The sequence below is a fragment of the Microbacterium ginsengisoli genome (assembly GCF_000956535.1).
Classification (GTDB): Bacteria; Actinomycetota; Actinomycetes; order Actinomycetales; family Microbacteriaceae; genus Microbacterium; species Microbacterium ginsengisoli.
In genome coordinates this window covers 82357-103351 of record NZ_JYIY01000079.1, presented here as the reverse complement: position 1 = coordinate 103351, position 20995 = coordinate 82357, and the positions used below count along the sequence as shown (strand labels likewise).

25 protein-coding genes are annotated in these 20995 nt (G+C 68.7%); 17 read left to right on the top strand and 8 right to left on the bottom strand.

The annotated features are described in order from the left end of the window. Positions 1 to 47 precede the first annotated feature (47 nt). The 8 genes from RR49_RS12590 to RR49_RS12555 all read left to right on the top strand — a co-directional run bounded on the left by RR49_RS12590 (position 48) and on the right by RR49_RS12555 (position 5520). Positions 48 to 545 (top strand): hypothetical protein, encoded by a 498-nt coding sequence (locus tag RR49_RS12590; RefSeq protein WP_045248434.1) that lies wholly within the window; start codon positions 48 to 50, stop codon positions 543 to 545. A 190-nt stretch (positions 546 to 735) separates the two neighbouring features. Next, a complete protein-coding gene (gene rplS, locus RR49_RS12585; RefSeq protein ID WP_045248433.1) occupies positions 736 to 1083 on the top strand; it encodes a 50S ribosomal protein L19 in 348 nt (115 codons plus the stop codon). A 138-nt stretch (positions 1084 to 1221) separates the two neighbouring features. Then, positions 1222 to 2022 (top strand): signal peptidase I, encoded by an 801-nt coding sequence (gene lepB / locus RR49_RS12580; RefSeq protein WP_045248432.1) that lies wholly within the window; start codon positions 1222 to 1224, stop codon positions 2020 to 2022. Continuing rightward, positions 2019 to 2678: a ribonuclease HII gene (locus RR49_RS12575; RefSeq protein ID WP_045248431.1), complete on the top strand. Its 660-nt coding sequence runs from the start codon at positions 2019 to 2021 to the stop codon at positions 2676 to 2678. Before lepB ends, RR49_RS12575 begins: the two co-directional genes overlap by 4 nt. A gap of 54 nt (positions 2679 to 2732) precedes the next feature. Further along, entirely contained in the window at positions 2733 to 3056 is a 324-nt protein-coding gene (locus RR49_RS12570) for a DUF2469 family protein (protein ID WP_045248430.1), read from the top strand. 99 nt (positions 3057 to 3155) lie between these two features. Beyond that, the gene (locus tag RR49_RS12565; protein ID WP_045248429.1) at positions 3156 to 3518 is read left to right on the top strand and encodes a YraN family protein; all 363 of its coding nucleotides are present in this window, start codon (positions 3156 to 3158) and stop codon (positions 3516 to 3518) included. Then, a complete protein-coding gene (locus RR49_RS12560) occupies positions 3515 to 5053 on the top strand; it encodes a YifB family Mg chelatase-like AAA ATPase (RefSeq protein ID WP_045248428.1) in 1539 nt (512 codons plus the stop codon). Before RR49_RS12565 ends, RR49_RS12560 begins: the two co-directional genes overlap by 4 nt. Beyond that, complete coding sequence (locus tag RR49_RS12555) at positions 5050 to 5520, top strand: LOG family protein (RefSeq protein ID WP_048808865.1); 471 nt, start codon at positions 5050 to 5052, stop codon at positions 5518 to 5520. The genes RR49_RS12560 and RR49_RS12555 overlap by 4 nt, the downstream gene beginning before the upstream one ends. Positions 5521 to 5790: 270 nt before the next feature. Here the strand turns inward: RR49_RS12555 and RR49_RS12550 are convergent, their stop codons facing one another. Continuing rightward, the gene (locus RR49_RS12550; protein WP_045248427.1) at positions 5791 to 7248 is read right to left on the bottom strand and encodes a multicopper oxidase family protein; all 1458 of its coding nucleotides are present in this window, start codon (positions 7246 to 7248) and stop codon (positions 5791 to 5793) included. Then, positions 7245 to 7469: an SHOCT domain-containing protein gene (locus tag RR49_RS15505; protein ID WP_342666962.1), complete on the bottom strand. Its 225-nt coding sequence runs from the start codon at positions 7467 to 7469 to the stop codon at positions 7245 to 7247. The genes RR49_RS12550 and RR49_RS15505 overlap by 4 nt, the downstream gene beginning before the upstream one ends. Before the next feature lie 212 nt (positions 7470 to 7681). On the opposite strand from RR49_RS15505, the gene RR49_RS16185 reads away from it, so the two are divergent. Next, positions 7682 to 7807, top strand: a complete 126-nt coding sequence (locus tag RR49_RS16185) for a hypothetical protein (RefSeq protein WP_281174781.1) — start codon at positions 7682 to 7684, stop codon at positions 7805 to 7807. Positions 7808 to 8002: 195 nt separating this feature from the next. On the opposite strand, the gene RR49_RS12545 is transcribed toward RR49_RS16185, so the two are convergent. The 5 genes from RR49_RS12545 to RR49_RS12525 all read right to left on the bottom strand — a co-directional run bounded on the left by RR49_RS12545 (position 8003) and on the right by RR49_RS12525 (position 13165). Continuing rightward, entirely contained in the window at positions 8003 to 8743 is a 741-nt protein-coding gene (locus tag RR49_RS12545) for a hypothetical protein (RefSeq protein ID WP_045248426.1), read from the bottom strand. A gap of 99 nt (positions 8744 to 8842) precedes the next feature. After that, on the bottom strand, positions 8843 to 9139 hold the full coding sequence (locus RR49_RS12540; protein WP_048808862.1) for a hypothetical protein: 297 nt from the start codon (positions 9137 to 9139) through the stop codon (positions 8843 to 8845). 33 nt (positions 9140 to 9172) lie between these two features. Further along, positions 9173 to 11722, bottom strand: coding sequence for a hypothetical protein (locus tag RR49_RS12535; RefSeq protein ID WP_045248425.1), 2550 nt, complete (start codon positions 11720 to 11722; stop codon positions 9173 to 9175). Next, positions 11715 to 12065: a helix-turn-helix domain-containing protein gene (locus RR49_RS12530; protein ID WP_045248424.1), complete on the bottom strand. Its 351-nt coding sequence runs from the start codon at positions 12063 to 12065 to the stop codon at positions 11715 to 11717. Before RR49_RS12530 ends, RR49_RS12535 begins: the two co-directional genes overlap by 8 nt. Further along, positions 12062 to 13165 (bottom strand): tyrosine-type recombinase/integrase, encoded by a 1104-nt coding sequence (locus RR49_RS12525; RefSeq protein ID WP_045248423.1) that lies wholly within the window; start codon positions 13163 to 13165, stop codon positions 12062 to 12064. The genes RR49_RS12530 and RR49_RS12525 overlap by 4 nt, the downstream gene beginning before the upstream one ends. A 24-nt stretch (positions 13166 to 13189) precedes the next feature. Here RR49_RS12525 and RR49_RS12520 point away from each other — a divergent pair, with 24 nt between their 5' ends. Both RR49_RS12520 and RR49_RS12515 read left to right on the top strand, forming a co-directional pair. After that, complete coding sequence (locus RR49_RS12520) at positions 13190 to 14086, top strand: DNA-processing protein DprA (protein WP_084603922.1); 897 nt, start codon at positions 13190 to 13192, stop codon at positions 14084 to 14086. A gap of 58 nt (positions 14087 to 14144) precedes the next feature. Then, a complete protein-coding gene (locus RR49_RS12515; protein ID WP_048808860.1) occupies positions 14145 to 15095 on the top strand; it encodes a tyrosine recombinase XerC in 951 nt (316 codons plus the stop codon). 48 nt (positions 15096 to 15143) lie between these two features. Here RR49_RS12515 and RR49_RS12510 read toward each other — a convergent pair whose 3' ends face one another. Further along, entirely contained in the window at positions 15144 to 15665 is a 522-nt protein-coding gene (locus tag RR49_RS12510; protein ID WP_045248422.1) for a murein hydrolase activator EnvC family protein, read from the bottom strand. Positions 15666 to 15954: 289 nt separating this feature from the next. Here RR49_RS12510 and rpsB point away from each other — a divergent pair, with 289 nt between their 5' ends. The 6 genes from rpsB (at position 15955) to RR49_RS12480 (ending at position 20780) form a co-directional block, all read left to right on the top strand. Further along, positions 15955 to 16797: a 30S ribosomal protein S2 gene (gene rpsB, locus RR49_RS12505; RefSeq protein ID WP_045248421.1), complete on the top strand. Its 843-nt coding sequence runs from the start codon at positions 15955 to 15957 to the stop codon at positions 16795 to 16797. Positions 16798 to 16895: 98 nt separating this feature from the next. Beyond that, the gene (gene tsf, locus RR49_RS12500; RefSeq protein WP_045248420.1) at positions 16896 to 17723 is read left to right on the top strand and encodes a translation elongation factor Ts; all 828 of its coding nucleotides are present in this window, start codon (positions 16896 to 16898) and stop codon (positions 17721 to 17723) included. 102 nt (positions 17724 to 17825) lie between these two features. Then, complete coding sequence (gene pyrH, locus RR49_RS12495; RefSeq protein WP_045248419.1) at positions 17826 to 18542, top strand: UMP kinase; 717 nt, start codon at positions 17826 to 17828, stop codon at positions 18540 to 18542. A gap of 74 nt (positions 18543 to 18616) precedes the next feature. Beyond that, positions 18617 to 19171: a ribosome recycling factor gene (gene frr / locus RR49_RS12490; RefSeq protein WP_045248418.1), complete on the top strand. Its 555-nt coding sequence runs from the start codon at positions 18617 to 18619 to the stop codon at positions 19169 to 19171. An 8-nt stretch (positions 19172 to 19179) separates the two neighbouring features. After that, positions 19180 to 20178, top strand: a complete 999-nt coding sequence (locus tag RR49_RS12485; protein WP_045248417.1) for a phosphatidate cytidylyltransferase — start codon at positions 19180 to 19182, stop codon at positions 20176 to 20178. Continuing rightward, complete coding sequence (locus RR49_RS12480) at positions 20175 to 20780, top strand: DivIVA domain-containing protein (protein ID WP_048808859.1); 606 nt, start codon at positions 20175 to 20177, stop codon at positions 20778 to 20780. The genes RR49_RS12485 and RR49_RS12480 overlap by 4 nt, the downstream gene beginning before the upstream one ends. Positions 20781 to 20995 lie beyond the last annotated feature (215 nt).

Below are 20995 nucleotides of genomic sequence, written 5' to 3'. Positions count from 1 at the left end.
CCGAAGGTGCAGCCGAGCGCGGCGTCATCGGGCGTAGCATCGGGGTCATGTGGCTCAGGCGCGCGTTCTTCCGATGGCTCATCCCGGCCGCCTTCGTGCTGCCGGCGTGGCTGTTCGTCGGGTGGGGCGTGTTCAACGCCGGGGCCTGGGCGTTCCTCTGGGTGCTGTTCATCGCGATCCCCTCGGTGCTCGTCGGCCAGCTGCTGCTCGCCCTTCTGGTCCGCGCGCGCCCGACCGTGCGGGAGAGCCGCGCCGTGTCATGGCTGGATGTCGCGGGCTTCGCCGTCTGGCACCTCCTCACGATCTCGCTCGGCTTCTTCCGCGAGTCTTGGTGGGCACCGGTCATGGTGCTCACCATCTTCGTCGGGGTCGCGCTGCTGTGGCTGACGCTGTGGCAGCTGTGGCGGGAAGCCAAGCCCGGCCGCGCGATCTTCCGTGCCGCCGACGGCACGGGCTACATCCCGCCGATGCGCCCGCGCCCGGCGGCCCCGCAGGGCGAGCACGAGGTCATCGTCATCACCGAGACGAGTCGCGGGGCACAGTGACGCGAGGACGGATGCCGCGGCATCCGCTCTCTCGGTTTTGAGACGTTCGTCATCCGTGGCACAATGGCTGTTTGTGCTCTGATGGGCTCTGCCTCAGGGGAGCGTGCCGGAGATTCTTCCGGCGGACGAGCACATTCCCCGTACATCTAACGATGCAGCCGACCTGTGGCGGTTGCAGGAAGCAGAGATCATGCAGATCCTCGACGAGCTCGACGCCGCGTCGCTCCGTTCCGACATCCCCGCCTTCGCCCCCGGTGACACCGTCAAGGTCCACGTGAACATCGTCGAAGGCAGCCGCTCGCGCGTGCAGGTCTTCCAGGGTGTCGTCATCGGCCGCTCCGGCGACGGCGTCCGTGAGACGTTCACGGTGCGCAAGATCAGCTTCCAGGTCGGCGTCGAGCGCACCTTCCCGGTGCACTCGCCGGTTCTCGACAAGATCGAGATCGTCACCCGTGGTGACGTGCGCCGCGCGAAGCTCTACTACCTGCGCAACCTCCGTGGCAAGAAGGCCAAGATCAAGGAGAAGCGCGACCGCTGAGGTCCCCTTCCGAACGCCCCGCTCATCGAGCGGGGCGTTCGTCGTCTCCGGCCACGACTCTCCGTCGCGTCGGGTGTGTCGCGGTGCGCTGTGTGAGACGCTGATGGCCGGCTTTCGTTACGCCGCGTGAGGACCTGCATGACCACCGAAGAACACCCCCTCCCCGACGAGACGCCGTCGGCGCCGATCCGTACCCGTCGCCGCGGGGGACCCTGGCGATTCGCCCGGGACGTCGTGGTCGTGGTCGTCATCGCAGTGCTCGTGTCGTTCCTCGTGAAGACGTTCGTCGTGCGCTCGTTCTACATCCCTTCGGCGTCGATGGAGACGACCTTGATGGAGCAGGACCGCATCCTCGTCGACGAGATCACGCCGAATTTCGGCGGTTACCAGCGCGGCGACATCGTGGTCTTCAAGGACCCGGGCGGCTGGCTGGATCCGAGCACGACGGCCTCCGCGCCCCAGAATCCGATCTTCGCCGGAATCGACTGGGTGCTCTCCCTCGTCGGGCTCTCCACGAGCGACAGCGACGACCATCTGATCAAGCGCATCATCGGCCTGCCGGGAGACCACGTCGTCTGCTGCAACGCCGCCGGGCAGATCACCGTGAACGGGCAGCCGATCGACGAGCAGTCGTACATCACCGTGCCGTCACCCGGTGCCGCCGCGTCGGGCATCGCCTTCGACGTCACTGTGCCGCAGGGTTCGCTCTGGGTGCTCGGCGACAACCGGTACCGCTCGAAGGACTCGCGATACAACCAGGATCAGCCGGGGAAGGGGTTCGTGCCCGTCTCGGATGTCGTGGGTCGCGCGTTCCTCATCACCTGGCCGTTCTCGCGCTTCGGCGCGCTCGATTTCCACCACGACGTCTTCGCCGGCGTCCCGGGGCCCTCCGGCTCTCCCGTCCCCTCGCCGACCCCGACGACCACGGGCGCGCCGTGACGGTCATCGAGCCCACTCTCGTGTTCGAACGCGAACTGCTGGCGCGGCATCCGCTCGTCATCGCGTGCGACGAGGTCGGGCGCGGCGCTCTCGCGGGGCCGGTGGCGATCGGCGCGGCGGTACTCGGCGAAGTCGAGATCGAGGCGGGTGTTCCGAACGGGTTGCGCGATTCGAAGCTCGTCGCCGAGCGACGGCGGGCCGACGTGCGCGATCGTGCTCGGGGATGGGTGTCCGCGTCCGCGATCGGCTGGTCGAGCGCTGCCGAGATCGACGAGATCGGCATCATGCGCGCCATGGGCAACGCGGCGCTGCGTGCTCTCGCCGACCTCCGCGGCCAGGGTGTCGAGGTGGACGACGCGATCGTGCTGCTCGACGGCAACCATGACTACATCACTCCGACTGCCGACCCCGGGGCGCCCGTGATCGTGCGGGTCAAGGCGGACCGCGACTGCGCGAGCGCGTCGGCGGCGTCGATCATCGCGAAGGTCGCGCGCGACGAGGTGATGACCGAGCTGCATCCGACTCATCCGGCGTACGAGTGGCATCGCAACAAGGGCTACGCCAGCGAGGTCCACCGCGCGGCGATCCGCGCGCACGGGCTGAGCGCCCACCACCGCGCGAGCTGGGCGATCGCTGACGCGCCCACCCTGTGGTGAGCGTCGTGTGCGGACGGTCGGGAGCGGCATCCGTCGCTCTAGGATGGAGACACCATGGATGACGATGTCTTCGAGGATTACGACCGCGAACTCGAGCTGGCTCTGTACCGGGAGTACCGCGATGTCGTCCTGCAGTTCCAGTACGTGATCGAGACCGAGCGACGGTTCTACCTCGCCAACGACGTGAATGTCGTGCGCCGCGACACCGAGCACGACTTCTACTTCGAGATCACGATGACCGATGTGTGGGTCTGGGACATCTACCGGGCCGACCGGTTCGTGAAGTCGGTGCGGGTCCTGACGTTCAAGGACGTGAACGTCGAGGAGCTGTCGCGTCGCGACTTCCAGCTGCCCGAAGAACTCTCGCTCGACAGCTGAGCTCCTCCACAGGCGGTCGCGCCGCGCCGTGAGGCGCACGCTCTCCCCGGATCGGCCGGGCGGAGCGGATGACACGCGATGCCCGGCGACGCTGGGGTCATGGCAGCGAAGGACGTCCTCGGGCGGGCCGGCGAAGACCGAGCCGCCGCTCATCTGATCGCGGTGGGATTCACCGTGCTCGACCGCAATTGGCGCGCGCCCGGCGGGGAGATCGACATCGTGGCCCGCGAGGGCGACGAGGTCGTCGTGGTCGAGGTGAAGACGCGCACGAGCGTGGCCTACGGGCATCCGCTCGAGGCGGTGTCGGCGGTCAAGCTCGCACGGTTGTGGCGGCTTGCCTACGCGTGGCGTCGGGCGCATGCCGGTGAACTGCGAGGCGCTGCGTTGCGCGTCGATGCGATCGCGGTGATCGGAGCCGACCCCGCCACCGGCGCGATCGAGCACCTGCGAGATCTCCGATGACCGTCGCCCGTACCGCGGCCATCGCCCTTGTCGGCCTCGACGGCACGGTCGTCGACGTCGAGGCCGACCTCACTGACCAGCAGCCCGATCTGCGCATCATCGGACTCGGTGACAGGGCGCTCTCCGAGGCGGCGCAGCGCGTGACGAACGCGTGCATGAACAGCGGACTCCCGCTGCCCCGCCGACGCATCACCGTCAACCTCATCCCCGCGGATTTCCCGAAGCATGGCGCGGCGTTCGACCTCGCCATCGCCGTCGCAGCGCTCGCGAGCGCGGGCGTCCTGGATGCGGCATCCGTCGCGCGCAGCGTCCACATCGGCGAGCTCGGCCTCGACGGGCGAGTCCGAGCGGTGCCGGGAGTGCTTCCGGCCGTGATGGCGGCCGCGCGCCGCGGCTGTGGCCGCGTCGTCGTGCCCCGCGCGAACCTCACCGAGGCGCAACTCGTGCCCGGTATCGATGTCGTCGGTGTCGCCGATCTGAGGGCGACGGCCGTGTTGCACGGCGCCGAGCTCGAGGCGGATGACCCGGGGGACACGGTACCCACCGCGGTTTCGGACGCAGCCGACGACGACCCACCGGTCGCCGACTCGGCCGAGCTCGCCGATGTCGTCGGGCAGGATGCCGCTGTCGAGGCGCTGGTCGTCGCGGCCGCCGGTGCACACCACGTGCTCATGAGCGGGCCACCCGGTGCGGGCAAGACCATGCTCGCCCGACGTCTCCCCGCCCTTCTCCCCGCCCTCGACGACGACGCGGCGCTGACCGCGGCCGCCGTGGCATCCCTGTCGGGACGGCGGGTGTCTCGGCTTCAGCGCACACCCCCGCTGGAGGCGCCCCACCATTCCGCGAGCGTGGCGGCGCTCGTCGGAGGGGGTTCCCGCACGGTGCGACCCGGGGCGATCTCACGGGCGAGCGGCGGCGTGCTCTTCCTCGACGAGGCGGGCGAGTTCCCGTCGTCGGTGCTGGACGCTCTCCGTCAGCCGCTCGAGCGCGGTGCCATCGAGATCCATCGCATGGGGGTCGTCGCCGCGTTCCCGGCGAGATTCCAGCTCGTTCTCGCGACCAACCCTTGCCCGTGCGGGAACCACGGCGTGCGAGGTGCGCTCTGCGAATGCCCGCCGTCGGCGATCCGCCGCTACCGCGCGCGGCTGTCGGGTCCGCTGCTCGATCGGATCGACATCGAGATGAGGATGACCCGGGTCACCCGTGTGCCGCACAGTCGCGGCCGCATGTCCAGCGCTGATGCGCGGGAGCGGGTGAGGGGTGCGCGCGAGCGCGCCGCCCGGCGTCTGCGCGAGACCCCGTGGACCGTGAACGCGGAGATCGACGGGGCGTGGTTGCGGCAAGGTCCCCACGCGCCCACGTCGGACGTGCGGGCTCCGCTGGATGCGGCACTCGAACGCGGTCTGCTGACCCTGCGCGCCTATGACCGCGTGCTGCGTGTCGCCTGGAGCGTCGCCGACCTCGCCGGGCACGATCGCCTCACCGGTGACGACATCGGCCGCGCGCTGTACCTCAAGCGGGGGATGGCGGCGTGAACGGCACCTCGACAGATGCGCGTGCGGTGCGCGCGCGTGCCGATGCGCTCGGCCTTCCTGACGATGAGTTCCGCGACGACCGCGATGCGGCGATCGTGTGGAGCACTCTCGTCGAACCGGGTGACCGCGTGGCGGGCGCGGCGATCGCGCAGTGGGGCGCACGGGGAGCCCTCGACCGCGCACGGCGGGGTGATGCCGAGGGCGGACGTCTGGTCGGCGATGCTGTGTGGTCGGCCGCGCTGCGGCGGTGGGGTCCACGCTGGGATGCCGCGACCCTCCGCGACATCGTCGAGCTCGCCGCCCGCGCCGGAGCCGGGCTGCTGACCCCGAGCGATGCCGGCTGGCCGCGCTCGCTCGGCGATCTCGGCGCGCACGCGCCGGTCGCCCTCTGGGTGCGAGGTGACGCGTCTGCGCTCGCGGCGGAGCCGTCGGATTGGCATGTCGCGGAGTTGAACCTCGCGCTTTAGCCTCGATGCACCGATGCGGCGGTCGTCTGAGCATGCGTCGTGACGCAGAAATGCCCCTCTGATCGGGAAGAATAGAGCTTGCTAAAGGTTCTCGTTTGGCAAGCCTGGGTGTCTCGCACTGAGGTAGAAAAAGAACAAGCTCGCGTCTCATCTAGAGAAGCGAGCCTGCCGTGTTACTTCAACAATACGTGGTGCATCCGGCAACATCAAGTAACGGAAACTACGCGGCAGCGGTGGGTTTTGGCCAGGCCGCAACGCCGCTGCAGCTGGTCAGCCGACATCGACGATGGCCATCATGCCAGCATCTTCATGATCAAGGATGTGGCAGTGGTATACGGTGCGCCCCGGGTGACGAACGAAGTCGATGAGCACCCGCACTCGACCTTGGGCAGGAACATTGACGACGTCACGCCAAACCTGTTCGCTGACCGGTTGCCCGTCCGTCTCGATCACCTGCATCGGCCATACGTGTAAATGGAAGGGGTGATCCATGGGTGTGGGGTTCGTGATGAGCCACTCTTCCACGGCTCCCGCAGCAACGCGTTGGTCAACTCGGTCGATGTCGAAAGTACGACCGTCGAATCCGAGATCCATCATGCTCCCGCCACCGCGCATCATCGACCCCATTCCCATGGTGAAGGCAATCTCCCGCCGCCGCGCAACAGGCTGCTCGCGTAGATCCCGAAGAACCGGCGAGCGAACTGGCACCGTATCTGGCGTAGAAGTCTCTTGCCCGGAGACAGTGAGCGTGGCAATGGCCTCAGCTCCGGAGAGGTTTCGACCTCCCATCATTCCCATCCTCATTCCACCACGGTCGTAGCCCAGTGTCTGAAACTCACCACTACCGGCGCTCATGCTCACGAGAAGGTCGGCGCGATTACCGGGAGCCAGGAGCACGTCCCGCACTTCCCGGGGAGCCTGTTCGTGACCCCCGTCGATCCCCAGCAACTCCAGGCGCTGCCCGGGCAAGGCCAAACGTAGGTAACGGGAAGTGCACGCATTGATCACTCGCCAGCGTTCCCGCTCCCCAGGTCGTGCCGACATGTGTGGGCGGTGCTGGCCGTTGACCAATAGGAGATCACCTTCACGGCCCATCATCACGTCCATCCCCGAGGCGGTCGCGATCTGTCCTCCAGCGGTGAGTGAAATGTCGGAGACGACGAGCACCCGCTCTCGACTGACCGGCATTTTTTCATCCTCGACGATAAGTGCACCGTACAAGCCGCCGAATAGCTGGTCAGCGACTGAGCCATGCCGATGAGGGTGATACCAGCACACACCAGACGGGTGATCCTCTGGCAAGGTAAACCGGTAACCAAAACTCTGCCCAGGGTCTATAGAGAGGAAGGGGTTGTCACTATTCCCCGAGGGAGAAACCTGTAGCCCGTGGGTATGCAGGTTGGTTGGGGTGTCCAGTTCGTTACGCAACTGCACCTCGATGGTGTCCCCCGGTCGCACCCACCAGGTTCTCCCCGGCAATGTGCCCCCGTAGGTCAAGGCTTGTACCTGTCGCCCGGCGATGGTCACCTCGCGACGAGCGGCGACAAGATCCACCTGCAGCAAACCACCGCTGCTGCGTAACACCTCTGGCTCAACCAGCAGATCACCATCAGCCACGCGCCCACCCCAGGGAAGACCTGTCTGAGAGAGACCGATCCCTCCAATAACGACACCGAGCCCTCCCACAGCCCCGAGCTGGAGCGCCTGTCGACGGGTGATCGGTTTCATGCGTCAGGTGCTCCGTCGAGTCGTTGACGTCGCTCGTCGTACTCACTGGTGTCAATTTCTCCACGGGCATAGCGCTCATCCAGCAACTCACGAGCCCCACTGGTCCCGATGCGATGAGGTGTCTGTCGAGGCCCACGTGCGGCGAAGACTCGAACAAGAACCACGATCAGTGTGACAATTCCCACCACGAGCAGGACGAGGAAGACCCAACTCCAGCCCATACCCCACCAGCCCATGTGGCCCCCATTCGACCCCATTTCCCATCACCTCCGAGGTGCTGTATCCAAAGACGGCGCGGCAACTGTTGAGATGATCTCGGCGAAACAGTAATTGTTCCAACAGTCATCGAGTCATTGGACTCAATTCTAGTCGAGACCCGATTCACCGACCGTGTGTAACTGCTGCGGGTGAATCAAGTGCCACGAAACTGACCATGCGTCACGGCACGCCCGACGGCAAGGACGGCTTCTCGATGTGGGAGCTCGGCAGCGGCCAGGCCCTACGCGCGCTCCCTCACGAAGACCTCGAGTCGCTAGTCAAGACATTCTCGGCGTCGTGAGGCAACTAGACATCCTTGCGTGTGACTGTCACAGGCCTCGAAGCGGGTCGATGGTGCGGTCGACAACGCCGTGGGAGGGGCAGAGCCAGACCAACTGCAGCGAGTCGTCGATGTGACCAGGCTCGAGCGGCTCACCGCAAGCCGGGCAGTTCCGGCCGGGTGGCAAGCCGTCGATGTCGACGGGGTCGATCGGAATCATAGGGACGCCGGCGGATTCGCGGACAGAGAGTCGGGTTCATTGATGAACGCGAGGAATCGTCGCCCCTTCTCGGACGTGCGCGGTGCGAACACGCCCTGCGGGGTCATCATCGTGGTCAGCGGAATCGAGGCAAGCCCTGTCCGGTCTAGGTCCGAGGCGGCCTGACCGACGGGTCCGCGCCAGACATTCTGCGGGACGCCGAGAGCGGTGCCCAGCGGCCCGTCGATGCCGCCCATCATGAGGTTCGCGTGCTGGGCGTAGAGGTCTCGGGACTGCAGCCAGCCGGTGGGGTCGGCGAAGTAGTGCAGCAGCCAGACGTGCAGCTCGTCGAACTCGTCGACCAGCCGGGTGAACTGCTCACGCTCACTGGCCGAGAACGGCGCCCAGGACCCGCCGTTGGCGACCGCGGCGGCCAGACGCTGTCGCTTGTGGTGGCTGGCGGTCTCGGCCGCGGCGCGTTGCGCCCGGGTGACCGCGGCGATGAACTCGTCCGACCCGACGATGTCCTCGATCGTCGCAGCCTCATCCAGCCGCGAGATCGCGTCGGTGAGTGCCTGCGCGATCGCGACGTTGAACTCGTGCTGTCGCTCGGCCTGCCTCGTCTCCAGCGCGTGCGCGAGCGTCTCGGCGGCGAGGGGGCCGACGACGGGAACCAGCGAGAGCGCGGCCTTGCCGGCGAAGGCGAGCGTGTCCTCGGCGGGTTCGTGGGGCGGGACGAGCGCGTCCAGATCGGTCATGTCATCCATGATGGATCAGCCAGCCGACATCTCGGAGGGGTTCGTCCGCTGCTGTGCGTGCGCGGTGCAGAGGGTCCAGACCCACCCGCGGCTCGTGACCTACTGGGCGGGCTGGCCGCAGTCCTCGCAGACGGTCGCGCTTTCGTCCTCGGCATCCCGGATGATGTCCGAGAACCGGGCCGCGTCGATGTGGTCGGCGTCTTCGGGGCGCGCGTAGTAGCGGAGGGTGCCGAACTTCGTCTTGCATTGCTCGATGACGTAGCCGGGCGAGATCTCGGCGAGCTGTTGGTCCAGCCGGGCCGAGAAGGTCGAACCATCCCGGGCCGATGTCGATGGTGTCCGCCCAGCCGTCCGCGATGCGGTCGGCGATCGTCCGGATCTGCGGGGGAAGCTCATCGTTCATGCTGTCGAGTCTGCCGTGGCCGCCGATCAGCGTGTGAGCGCGCTGTAGCGGGCGTTGCTGGCTACGACGGCTTCGGCCCAGCGGGTGGCCGCGGTCACGTGAAGGCCGGTCAGTCGTGCGATCACCGGGGCGGGCAGCTCCTGGGCGAGGGAGGCCAGCGCGCCGGCGCGGGCATGGCGGGCACGGATGCCGAACCTGGCCAGCCGGTCGGTGAGCGCGTCGCGGGAGAGCGGAGCGCCGTGATGCTGGCCCGGGAACAGCCAATCGGATTCTCCGGCGTCGGTGAGCAGGCGTGGCGCGTCGCGGTGCTCACGGGCGGTGATCGCGAGCTGCCCGATCGCGTCGGGGAGCTCCAGCGGGTCCGCGCCGAGACGGATCGTGACCGTGTCGGTGGAGGTGATGTCGGTCACGCGCAGCAGATGCAGCCGGGCCACCGGGATCCCGAACAGCAGCAGCAGTGCGCCCGCGAGTCGGGTGCGAGGGTCGTCGTCGTGCGCGCTGAGCACCCTGCCCAGCAGTTCCCAGCGTTCGTCGACGCTGGCGCCGGTCGGCGTGTTGGGGGTGCTGGTCAGGGAAGGGACGCGCAGGCGGGGGCAGGTGCCGTCGCGGGCGGCCCACTCCAGGAACGCCGCGACGCGTCGGCGAAGCCTTGGGCCCTCGAGCAGCCAGAGATCCAGCCGCGCCTGGTCGAGCATCGTCAGCGATTCCGAGCGTGCGGTGAGCCAGCCCAGCAGGCCGAGGACCTGGGTCAGTTCCTGCCGTCGCCCGTCTGATTGCCGCCGCCCGGTCTGGCGGTCCTGCTCGCGCAGCTGCCGAAGATGACGCCAGCGGACGAATCGGTCGAACAGGCGGCGATGGTCCGGGTCGAGGATCTGCGCCGACCGGTCCTGGCACCAGGTCTCGAACCGGACCAACTGCTCGTCCCGCGCAGGGAGCAAGCCATACTCGGCCAGCAGCGCCCGGACGGGGGCAGTCGACCCAGGCGTGCCCAGCCGGTCCAGCAGCGCGTGGCTCAGCGGCTCCGTGCCGGAGACGGCCTCCCGCAGGATCGCGACCGTCGTGTTGCGGCGGAAGGCGTCCAGGGTGCGTCGCTCGTCCGCGGCCAGGAACCGCTCGCGCAGTGTCGCGAGCATCGGAATGGCTGCCACGACATCGTCCGGGAGCAGTTCGCGGATCTTGTCGTCGGCGTAGCAGCGATCACACCAGCGGCGGTGGTGCAGCCGTCCGTGAGTCCCGCAGCGACGGCAATCGCGGAACATCAGCGGGCTGGTCCGGGCGCAACGCTGGCAGAGCGGCCCCTGGTCAGTGCGTGCGCTGACCCGCGCTTCGCGGCCGCAGCCGATGCATGCCTCCACGATGTGCGGGGCGCAGTTCCAGCAGAGCGGCTCCCCGTCCGGGGTGTGCCGGATCGGGAGCACCACCCGGGCGCAGACCGAGCACGGTTTGCGGGGGAGCGCGCAAGGCGTGCAGATCGCCTTGGGTGTGCCCGCGAACCGGCATTCCCGCTCTCGCCCGCAGCGGTGACAGATGTCCACCCGGGCGGCGGCGTAGCAGGTCAGGCAGATCGCCTTCTCGGTGCCGGGGAACCGACACGGACCCGAGGTGCCGCACACCGTGCAGACATCGGTGCCGGGCGCGGTCCGGCAGCCGGAACACATCGGCCCGTCCGAAGTGCGCACCGCGATCAGCCGGTGGTTCCCGCAGCCGATGCACTCCGCGGAGGATTCGGGCAGCTGGTTCGTGCAGGCCTGGCAGAGCCTGTCACCGTTGGGGCGGCGTAGCTCCAAATGGGCCGTGTTGCCGCATCCGTCGCAGACCGCCCGGTGCGCGGCTTTGTAGCAGGCGCCGCAGCAGATCCGCCCCTCGAGTCGGTCCGGGAGCTTCCGGACCCGGCCGCAGTGCCCGCAGGTCAGGGCTGGCAGCTGGGCGCCGAGCTCACGCAGCCGCTCGTAGAACGTGGCAAACAGGACCGACGATGCCGGCGGGTCGGCGATCCAGTCGGCGCCGAACAGCTCGCATTCCAGCGCGAGTCGCAACGTGCGATCCGCCTTCAGTCCCTCGGTCGCGGTCAGCATCATGTAGAGAGTCCCGCCGGGAATCCGCTCGGCGACGAACCTGTCCAGGCGCTCGTCGGCGACGTCCTGCAGCGCCCGCCAGCAGGAGCGGCAGTAGGCCCGGTCGCCCACTTGCGCGTGCCGCAGCTGCCCGCTCCGCTCGCATTCGACGCAGTCGATCAGCACGTCCAGGCGCGCCCGCCCGCAGGCCGCGCAGATCCGATCCTCACCGTCCCGGCAGACCAGCAACTCCACCCGGCCGCAGCGTGCGCAGCCCGGCGGGCGAACCGTGCTGCCGCCGGCGTCGGCGAGATCGAGCAGGATGCGATCCAGCAATCGCGGGATCCGCGTCGACCCCGACACCAGCATCCCCGGATCCTTGGTCAGCTGTGCGAGCAGACGCCGCCCTGCGGGTTCCCGGACGATCGTGCGGTTCACGATCTGACGGATGACATCTCGCGTGACGGTCGTCTCGACCTCGGCGATGACCGCGACCAGGACGTCGCGGACCTCGTCACCCATCCGTCGGGATCACGCGCGCCCGCGGCGGACGCAGGCCCTTCTCCCGCAACGTCGCCGCGCCGCCCGCGGACCGGTCCTCGCCGTCGGTGCCGGTCGCCGCCGCCGAGGCGCCCAGGTCGACCTTGCGGACCAGGTCGTCCGCGCTGCACTCGAAGATGTCCATCAGCGCGACCAGCACGTGCATGTTCAGCCGTTCCGGCTTCTCCGTCGCTAACCGGTAGATCTGGCTCGCCGACAACTCGATCCCGCGCTCACGCAACAACGGCACCAGCTTCGACGTCGCGAAGATCCCCGACGCCGCCATCACCTCCCGCAACCGCCACTCGTACCCGATCACCTTCATCGGCCCGCTCCTTCCTCCTGCGGCCGCAGCCGCTCCAACGCATCCCGCATCATCTTGTTCGCGAAGTCGCCGCTGACCCCGGTGTAGATCGACGTCGTGGACTGGTGCTGATGCCCGACCTGCCGCTGCACGAACACCGGATCCACGCCCTCCTCGATCAGATGCGTCACGTAGCTGTGCCGCAGCGCGTGCGGAGACAGCACCCGGTCGAACCCGAGGTCGTCCCGGTAGGCGGCGAACCGGTCCGACAGCTCCCTCGTCCGCAGCCGGGTGCCGCGCTCCGAGAACCACAGCGCCCGCTCACCGTCCGGCCGCATCAGCGGCCAGACGTTCTCCAGATAGTCCTGCACCGCCTCCACCGCCCAGTCCCGCAGCGTCACCACTGATCGCCGCTTGGGTGGGCCGCCCCGCGACGACTTTCCGTGGCGGACGTGAAGCATCCCGAACTCGCCGAACTCCGGGGCGTGCGCGTTGCGGTAGAAGTCGGTCACATCCAGATGAACCGCCTCGTTCGCCCGCAACCCCCACGCATACGCCACTCGCAGCAGCACCGCGTCCCGATACGCTGGCAACGCGCCCTTGCGGCCACTCTCCAGGCACCGCTCGACCTCCGCGTCGGCGCGGTCGAACAGCGCCTGCAACTCGTATCGCGTCAACGGTCGCCGCCCCGGCCGGCCCTCGTAGTCCTGCAGATGCCGGGTCGTGTTCCAGTCGTGGCAGACCTGCACCGGGTGCGTTCCGAACCGCAGCTCGCACTCTGCCACCCACCCGTAGTGCTCCGAGGTGAGGTAGTCGCAGAACTGCCGCACCGCCAACTGATAGCCGCGGATCGTCGACGGCGCCAACTGCCGCACCGACACCAGATCCATCATCCAATCATCGAACAGGCCCGCCGACCACAACCACGGCCACGTGCCCGCGTGCGTATGGAACTGCCGGACCGCGCGCACCGTCCCGGTCACGTAGTCCTCGCGCAGACCGCGCCCGCCCATCTGCTGTGCCCGCCAACCCGTCACCATCGCCTCGAACACGGACTCCTCGGCACGCAACAACGACACGCCCGAGGCCAGATACAGCCCCGCAACACCATGCGCCGTCATCCCTGAAACCACCCGTTTACTCCCATCAAACGCAGACAATACGCATCTAACGCGAAACAACGGACCGAGCGCAAGTCGTCGCCAGTCAGGAGATGGCACCAACGAGGCTCCCTGTACGATCAACGACACCTGGAACCCCGAAGGAACCTGCATCAGACGCAAAAGGGCGCGCTTATCGCAATCGTCGGCGCACGGGCGGCGACCGCGTACGGCGAAGCGGCGGCCGCTGAGGTGGCGGGCGACCTCGCCGCACGAGGCGTGATCATCGTCTCCGGCGCGGCCTGGGGGATCGATGGCGTCGCCCACCGGGCTGCGTTCGGCGTCGGTGGCCGCACCGTCGCCGTGCTGGCGGGCGGTGTCGACAAGGTGTATCCGTCGGGGCATACCGAGCTGATCGAGGCGGCGATGGCCGCGGGAGGCGCCGTGGCCGCGGAGGTGCCGTGCGGCGCCGCGCCCACCAAATGGAGATTTCTCCAGCGCAACAGGCTGATCGCGGCGCTCGGAGCCGCCACTGTCGTCGTCGAAGCGGGCTGGCGCAGCGGATCCCTGAACACCGCAGGCCACGCGTCGGCCCTCGGGCGGCCGCTCGGCGCGGTTCCCGGTCCGATCACCTCCCCGGCCTCAGCGGGATGTCATCGGCTGTTGCGCGACTACGACGCCGTGTGCATCACGTGCGCCGATGACGCCCTCGCGCTCGTCGGCATCGACGCCGGGCTCGCATCCGGCGCGGGCGTCGACGCCGCGCGCACCGACGACGCGACGCGGGTGCGCGACGCCCTCTCGACGAGGGCGCCGCGCACGGTGGGCGACATCGCGCGCCGGGCAGGCATGGACCCGTCCGACGTTGCGGTCATCCTCGGATACGCCCTGCTTGCCGGTGACGCGGTCGACCGAGGTGAGGGGTGGCTTCGGGTGACCTGATGCGTCATCGTCGCCGCGTCGTGCCCAGCGTCGGAGCATCGCACCGCACACTGGAACCATGACGTCCGAGGCATCCGTCGTGCCGTCGTCCCCGCGCCCGCCCGCCGCGCTGGACGAGGTCGCCCGCGAATGGCTCGTCCACCTTCGCGACGTTCGGCGCCTGTCTCCTGCCACGGTGCGGGCGTACACACAGGACATGGTCGATCTCTCGCACCATCTCGGCGAGCACCGTTCGATCGACGACATCGACACGGATGATCTGCGGGAGTGGATGTGGGCTGCCGTGCAGCGGGGGGACGCGCCCGCGACGCTCGCCCGCCGCCGTGCCACCGTGCGCGGACTGTTCTCGTGGGCATTCGAGCGGGGACTGGTGGCGCGCGACCCTGCGGCCCGCCTCGCCGCACCAGCCCGCGGGCGCACCCTGCCGCGGGTGGCCACCACGACCGCGGTCGACCAGGTGCTGGCCGCGGCCGCAGCCCGGGCCGCCGAACGGGACCCCGTCGCCGTGCGCGACCACGCGCTCCTCGAGATGCTCTACGCGACCGGAGTACGGGTCTCGGAGCTCTGCGCTCTGCGCGTGACCGACATCGACCGCGCGCGCCGCACCGCGCGAGTGCGCGGCAAGGGCGACAAAGAGCGGGTCGTCCCCTTCGGTGCGCCCGCCGACCGTGCCCTCGGCGAGTACCTCGACAGTGCACGACCGGTGCTTCGGGCTCGGAGTGCGGACCCGGGCGACCGCGTCTTTCTCGGTGCGCGCGGGGGCGCGCTCACCCCCCGAGGGGTCTACCGGGTCGTCAGCAGTGCACTCGCGCCAGCCCTCGGTGTCGAGCACGTCGGTCCGCATACTCTCCGTCACACGGCCGCCACGCATCTGCTCGACGGCGGGGCGGACCTGCGGGCGGTGCAGGAGCTGCTCGGCCACGCGAGCCTGGGTACCACCCAGATCTACACCCACGTGTCGACGGAGCGGCTGACCGCTGCCTACCGTCAGGCGCATCCGCGCGCCTGACGGGTGCGGCCGTTGGCGTCCTCATCGAGACGCCGGCTCTGGTCGTGCTCAGCCGCAGCACGGCAGCAGCACTGCCCGCTCGACTCTTCCGAGGAGCAGCAACGGATTGACGTACGCTCCGTGCAGACGTGCGCCGAGATGGACGCCCCCGGGCGCGACGTGGCCCCCGGTCGTCACCGTTCCCACCTGATCGCCTGCCGCGATGCGGGCGCCCACGGGAAGGCCGGAAGTCACTGGCTCGAGAGTGCTGACCACACCGTCGTCATGTCGGATCGTGATCACTGCTCGATCCACCACGGTGCCCACGAACGCGATCACTCCGTCATCGACGGCGAGAACGGGTGCGCCCTCATTCGCAGCCAGGTCGATTCCGCGATGACCCGCGCCGTAGGCGCTGGCGGGTGCCGCGTATCCGGCGATGACGCGCGGCGGCGCGACCGGCCACGACCAGGTGGGCTGCGCGACCCCACGGGCACCGCCCGGCGCAGCGGTCGGTGTCGCGTCCGCCGGTGCGCCCGCCGCGAGGGCCAGTGCGGCGGTGAGGAGGGCGGCGGTGAGGGGGCGGCGCATGGGTCGATGCTGGCCTTCGCGGCGTACGCGGGAGCGAACGATGCAACTCGCGGGGGAGGCCGCATCCGCTCGGCCGCCGGGGGAGGAGACGGCGTCCTGTATGCTGAACGAGCACCTCGCTTGTCGGGGTGACTACGCGTGCCCAGAGCCCGGCGGTCTCCGCCGGGTGGCATCCACTCCGACGGTCCCGTCTCGACGGGCGGAGTGGCGCCGGGCACCAGGCTCCGCGCCGCATCCGCGCGCAGAGGACAACCGCAAGAGGCGCCCCGCGCCAGACAGGAGAACGGCCATGGCCGTCGTCACCATCCGCCAGCTGCTCGACAGCGGCGTGCACTTCGGACACCAGACCCGCCGGTGGAACCCGAAGGTGAAGCGCTTCATCCTCACCGAGCGCTCCGGCATCCACATCATCGACCTGCAGCAGTCGCTGTCGTACATCGACAAGGCGTACGAGTTCGTCAAGGAGACGGTCGCCCACGGCGGCACCGTGCTCTTCGTCGGCACGAAGAAGCAGGCCCAGGAGGTCATCGCCGAGCAGGCGACCCGCGTCGGCCAGCCCTTCGTCAACCAGCGCTGGCTGGGCGGTCTGCTCACGAACTTCTCCACCGTGTCGAAGCGCCTCGCGCGCATGAAGGAGCTCGAGGAGCTCGACTTCAACGACCCGGCCGGCACCGGCTTCACCAAGAAGGAGCTGCTGCTCAAGCAGCGCGAGCTCGACAAGCTGCACAAGTCGCTCGGCGGTATCCGCAACCTCACCAAGACGCCGTCGGCGATCTGGGTGGTCGACGCCAAGCGCGAGCACCTCGCGATCGACGAGGCCAAGAAGCTCGGTATCCCCGTGATCGGCATCCTCGACACGAACGCCGACCCCGACGAGTTCCAGTTCCCGATCCCGGGCAACGACGACGCGATCCGCTCGGTCTCGCTGCTCACCCGCATCATTGCGGACGCGGCAGCCGAGGGGCTCATCCAGCGCCACCAGCCTGCCGGCGACGCCGAAGAGGCCGAGCCTCTGGCCGAGTGGGAGCGCGAGCTGCTCGAGCAGCCGCAGGCCGAGGTCGTCGAGACCGAGGTCGTCGAGGTCGAGGCTGCCGCCGAGGCCGCTGTCGCGCCCGAGGCCGACGCCCAGTAAACCTCCGCGTCGTCCAGACGCACTACGATCGGCGCGGCGTGCGCATCGCGCCGCGCCGATCGCCCACGCGAACGCATAGACAGAAGGAGCCGCCACCCATGGCCAACTTCACCATCGCTGACATCAAGGCGCTGCGCGAGCAGCTCGGCACCGGCATGGTCGACACCAAGAAGGCACTCGAGGAGGCCGACGGCGACGTCGAGAAGGCCGTCGAGATCCTGCGCCTCAAGGGCGCGAAGGGCAACGCCAAGCGCGCTGACCGTTCGACGAGCGAGGGCCTCGTGACCGCTCGCGAGCTCGGCGGCAAGGTGACGCTCGTCGAGCTCGCCTGCGAGACCGACTTCGTCGCGAAGAACGAGCGTTTCATCGCCCTCGCCGACAAGGTCGCGGATGCCGCGGCCGCCGCCGGTGCGGACTCCGCCGAGGCCGCTCTGGCCGCCGACGCGAACGGCCAGACCGTCGAGCAGCTCATCTCGGACGAGGCCGCGATCATCGGTGAGAAGGTCGAGCTGCGCCGCGTGCGCACGCTCGCCGGTGACCACATCGAGGTGTACCTGCACAAGACCAGCAAGGACCTGCCCCCGCAGGTCGGTGTGGTGCTCGCCTACTCGGGCGACGACGCCGAGACCGCTCGCTCGCTCGCGCAGCACATCTCGTTCGCCAACCCGAGCTACCTCACCCGCGACGAGGTCCCCGAGGCCGATGTCGAGAAGGAGCGCGAGATCGTCACCGAGATCTCCCGCAACGAGGGCAAGCCGGAGGCCGCGCTGCCGAAGATCGTCGAGGGCCGCGTGAACGCGTTCTTCAAGCAGGTCGCGCTGCTCGACCAGGACTACGCCAAGGACAACAAGCTCTCCGTCGCGCAGGTCGCGAAGGACGCAGGTCTGACGCTCACGGGCTTCGCCCGCTTCAAGGTCGGCGCCTGATCGCCGCGAAGGGCCCGCATCGCTCGATGCGGGCCCTTCGTCGTGCGTGCCCGAAGTCTGGCGTGCGCACTCGCTAAGTTGGACACGACGAGAGGACCTCGCATGGATGAATCGACCGGACGCCGTCGCGTCCTCCTCAAGCTCTCCGGTGAAGCGTTCGGGGGTGGATCCCTCGGGGTCAATCCGGATGTCGTCAGCCGCATCGCGCGCGACATCGCCGCCGCCGTCGATACGGTGGAAGTGGCCGTGGTCGTGGGCGGCGGCAACTTCTTCCGCGGCGCCGAGCTGAGTCAGCGCGGGATGGACCGCGGTCGCGCCGATTACATGGGCATGCTGGGCACGGTGATGAACGCCCTCGCCCTGCAGGACTTCCTCGAACAGGCCGGAGCGGCGACACGCGTCCAGTCCGCCATTTCGATGACGCAGGTCGCGGAGCCGTACATTCCGCGGCGCGCGGAGCGCCACATGGAGAAGGGCCGCGTCGTGATCTTCGGCGCCGGTGCGGGTCTTCCCTACTTCTCGACGGACACCGTCGCCGCGCAGCGCGCGCTCGAGATCGGTGCTGATGAGGTGCTCGTCGCGAAGAACGGTGTGGACGGCGTGTACACGGCCGATCCTCGCAAGGACCCCGCGGCGACGCGGATCGACACCATCACCTACGGCGACGCGCTCGTGCGGGGACTGAAGGTCGTCGACTCCACCGCGTTCAGCCTGTGCATGGACAACCGCATCGACATGCGCGTGTTCGGCATGGAGCCCGACGGCAACATCACCAAGGCGCTTCTGGGCGAGAAGATCGGCACGCTCGTCACCTCGTGACCCTCGTTCCCGCCCAGGTCGGGCGGAGACCCTGCCACTAGACTCTGAGACTGCACCACCGAGGGGAGACACCCATGATCGCCGACGTTCTGGCCGATGCCGGAGAGCGTATGGACCGCGCTGTCGAGTCCGCGAAGGAGGACTTCGCGACCGTCCGCAGCGGGCGCGCGAACCCGCAGCTGTTCCAGAAGGTGCTCGTCGAGTACTACGGGACTCCCACCCCGCTCGCGCAACTGGCCTCTCTCGCGAACCCCGAGGCCCGCACCCTCATCGTGACCCCGTACGACAAGACCGCTCTCAAGGCGATCGAGCAGGCGATCCGCGACATGCCGAACCTCGGCGCGAATCCCACCAATGACGGGAACATCGTGCGCGTGAGCCTTCCTGAGCTGACTCAGGAGCGTCGCAAGGAGTTCGTGAAGATCGTCCGCGGCAAGGGGGAGGACGCGAAGGTGCACCTTCGTGGCATCCGCCGCAAGGCCAAGGACGATCTGGACGCGCTGAAGTCCGAGGTCGGTGAAGACGACCTCGTGCGTGCGGAGAAGGAGCTCGACGCGCTCACCCGCGGCCACGTCGACTCGATCGACGTCGCGCTCAAGCGCAAAGAGGCCGAGCTCCTCGAGGTCTGACCGCGATCATGAGTGACTCGTCGCGCGACGCCGACCCGTCGCCGGACACCGTGCCGGGCGGCCACGGGTCGATGCGGCGTTCCGCGCGAGCGCCGCGCAACGAGTTCGAACTGCAGATGGCGCACGCACGCGCCGAGTTCGAAGAGGCGAATGAGCGCATCAAGCAGCGCACGGGGCGAGACCTGATCCTCGCGATCGTGATCGGCCTCGCGATCGGTCTGGTCGTGTTCGTCTCGCTCGTCTTCGCGAACTGGCCGTTCGCGCTGTTCGCCCTCGCGGTCGCCGTCCTCGGGGTCTTCGAGTTCTCGCGAGCGCTGCAAGGTGCCGGCCGGAAGGTCGACCTCATCCCGCAGGTCGCGATCGCCGTGATCGTGCCGGCGACGGCATACCTGCTCGGGCCGTGGCAGATGTGGGTCGCGCTCTTCTGCGGCGTGGTGGTCGCGATCGTCTGGCGCCTGGTGGGGCAGATGATCGAGCGGGACGGCCGCACCTACGGCAACGTCGTCGACGACGTGCTGCTGGCCACCTTCGTCCCTCTTTACGTGCCGTTCCTGGCGAGCCTCGCCATTCTGCTGCTGCGGCAACCGCATGGCGAGTGGTGGGTGATGGCGTTCCTCATCATCACGATCGTCGCGGACACCGGCGCCTACGTCTCGGGTCTGACCTTGGGACGTCATCCGATGGCGCCGAAGATCAGTCCCAAGAAGACCTGGGAGGGCTTCGCGGGAGCTGCGGTGCTCTCCGTGGTCGGCGCGATTCTGCTGGCGTGGCTGATGCTCGGTCTCCCGTGGTGGACCGGCATCATCATCGGTCTTGTCATCCTCGGCACCGCGACCGCCGGTGACCTCGGCGAATCCATGATCAAGCGGGACCTGGGCATCAAGGACATGAGTTCGTGGCTCCCCGGTCACGGCGGCGTCCTCGACCGGTTGGATTCGATCCTTCCGTCGGCCGGAGCGGCTCTGGCCCTGTACTACGTGTTCTTCCCGATGGGAGTGGTGTCATGACCGTTCACGACGAACCGTCGAGTGCGATCGATCAGATCGAGGCGGACGCCTACAGCGAGCCGTTGTTCCCGGTCGAGCGCGGGCGTGCTCGCGGATACGAGCCGCGAGCGGTGGAGGCATTCCTGGCGCAGGCACGGGACGCGTTCGAGACGGATGCTGCGGGCTCACCCTTCAGTGCGGAGAGCGTGCGCTCGGCGTCGTTCCCGGTCGTGCGGCGCGGCTACCAGGTCGCAGCGGTCGACGCCGCCCTGTCGCGGGTGGAAGACGCCTTCGCTGCGCGGGAGCGCGCAGACGCGATTGACGCCCTCGGACCGGCCCGGTGGATCGACGTGCACCGCGGCCTGGCGCAGGAGATCCTCGATCGGCTCACGCGTCCCCGGCGCGAGCGGTTCGCGCGAGTTCCCTGGATCCGCTACGGCTATCGGCTCGATGAGGTCGACATCGTCGCCGACCGCATCGCCGGATACCTGGCGGCGGGGGAGCCGGTCACCGTGGAGCAGGTGCGTGCCGTTGCGTTCCGCATGCAGCGCGGCGGCTACGACGAGCTGCAGGTCGACGCGGTGCTCGATGCCGTCGTCACCGTGCAGTTGGCTGTGGACTGATCGGATTGTGGACTGATCGGATGCAGCGCCACGCGTCGGCATCGATGGCGCACCCAGGCTGTGCGGGTTAGACTCGCGACACTGTGACTTCTGGCTACCACGTGACGACTGTGCGCACCGCTCCCGCCACCCGACGGGAAGCGCGCCTGGCGGCGGCGCAGATGCCGCGGTCCGCGGTGGTCGCCCGTCGTCCTCGGTGGTCTCGTCGGCGGGCG

Coding starts and splice junctions, on each gene's coding strand:
- RR49_RS12550 (WP_045248427.1), bottom strand. CDS start 7,248: ATGAAACCGATCACCCGTCGACAGGCGCTCCAGCTCGGGGCTGTGGGA.
- RR49_RS15505 (WP_342666962.1), bottom strand. CDS start 7,469: ATGGGCTGGAGTTGGGTCTTCCTCGTCCTGCTCGTGGTGGGAATTGTC.
- rpsB (WP_045248421.1), top strand. CDS start 15,955: ATGGCCGTCGTCACCATCCGCCAGCTGCTCGACAGCGGCGTGCACTTC.
- RR49_RS12515 (WP_048808860.1), top strand. CDS start 14,145: ATGACGTCCGAGGCATCCGTCGTGCCGTCGTCCCCGCGCCCGCCCGCC.
- tsf (WP_045248420.1), top strand. CDS start 16,896: ATGGCCAACTTCACCATCGCTGACATCAAGGCGCTGCGCGAGCAGCTC.
- frr (WP_045248418.1), top strand. CDS start 18,617: ATGATCGCCGACGTTCTGGCCGATGCCGGAGAGCGTATGGACCGCGCT.
- RR49_RS12565 (WP_045248429.1), top strand. CDS start 3,156: ATGGCAGCGAAGGACGTCCTCGGGCGGGCCGGCGAAGACCGAGCCGCC.
- RR49_RS12510 (WP_045248422.1), bottom strand. CDS start 15,665: ATGCGCCGCCCCCTCACCGCCGCCCTCCTCACCGCCGCACTGGCCCTC.
- lepB (WP_045248432.1), top strand. CDS start 1,222: ATGACCACCGAAGAACACCCCCTCCCCGACGAGACGCCGTCGGCGCCG.
- RR49_RS12485 (WP_045248417.1), top strand. CDS start 19,180: ATGAGTGACTCGTCGCGCGACGCCGACCCGTCGCCGGACACCGTGCCG.
- RR49_RS12480 (WP_048808859.1), top strand. CDS start 20,175: ATGACCGTTCACGACGAACCGTCGAGTGCGATCGATCAGATCGAGGCG.
- RR49_RS12590 (WP_045248434.1), top strand. CDS start 48: ATGTGGCTCAGGCGCGCGTTCTTCCGATGGCTCATCCCGGCCGCCTTC.
- RR49_RS12540 (WP_048808862.1), bottom strand. CDS start 9,139: ATGAGCTTCCCCCGCAGATCCGGACGATCGCCGACCGCATCGCGGACG.
- RR49_RS12525 (WP_045248423.1), bottom strand. CDS start 13,165: ATGACGGCGCATGGTGTTGCGGGGCTGTATCTGGCCTCGGGCGTGTCG.
- RR49_RS12560 (WP_045248428.1), top strand. CDS start 3,515: ATGACCGTCGCCCGTACCGCGGCCATCGCCCTTGTCGGCCTCGACGGC.
- RR49_RS12535 (WP_045248425.1), bottom strand. CDS start 11,722: ATGGGTGACGAGGTCCGCGACGTCCTGGTCGCGGTCATCGCCGAGGTC.
- RR49_RS12545 (WP_045248426.1), bottom strand. CDS start 8,743: ATGACCGATCTGGACGCGCTCGTCCCGCCCCACGAACCCGCCGAGGAC.
- RR49_RS16185 (WP_281174781.1), top strand. CDS start 7,682: ATGCGTCACGGCACGCCCGACGGCAAGGACGGCTTCTCGATGTGGGAG.
- RR49_RS12530 (WP_045248424.1), bottom strand. CDS start 12,065: ATGAAGGTGATCGGGTACGAGTGGCGGTTGCGGGAGGTGATGGCGGCG.
- RR49_RS12570 (WP_045248430.1), top strand. CDS start 2,733: ATGGATGACGATGTCTTCGAGGATTACGACCGCGAACTCGAGCTGGCT.
- rplS (WP_045248433.1), top strand. CDS start 736: ATGCAGATCCTCGACGAGCTCGACGCCGCGTCGCTCCGTTCCGACATC.
- pyrH (WP_045248419.1), top strand. CDS start 17,826: ATGGATGAATCGACCGGACGCCGTCGCGTCCTCCTCAAGCTCTCCGGT.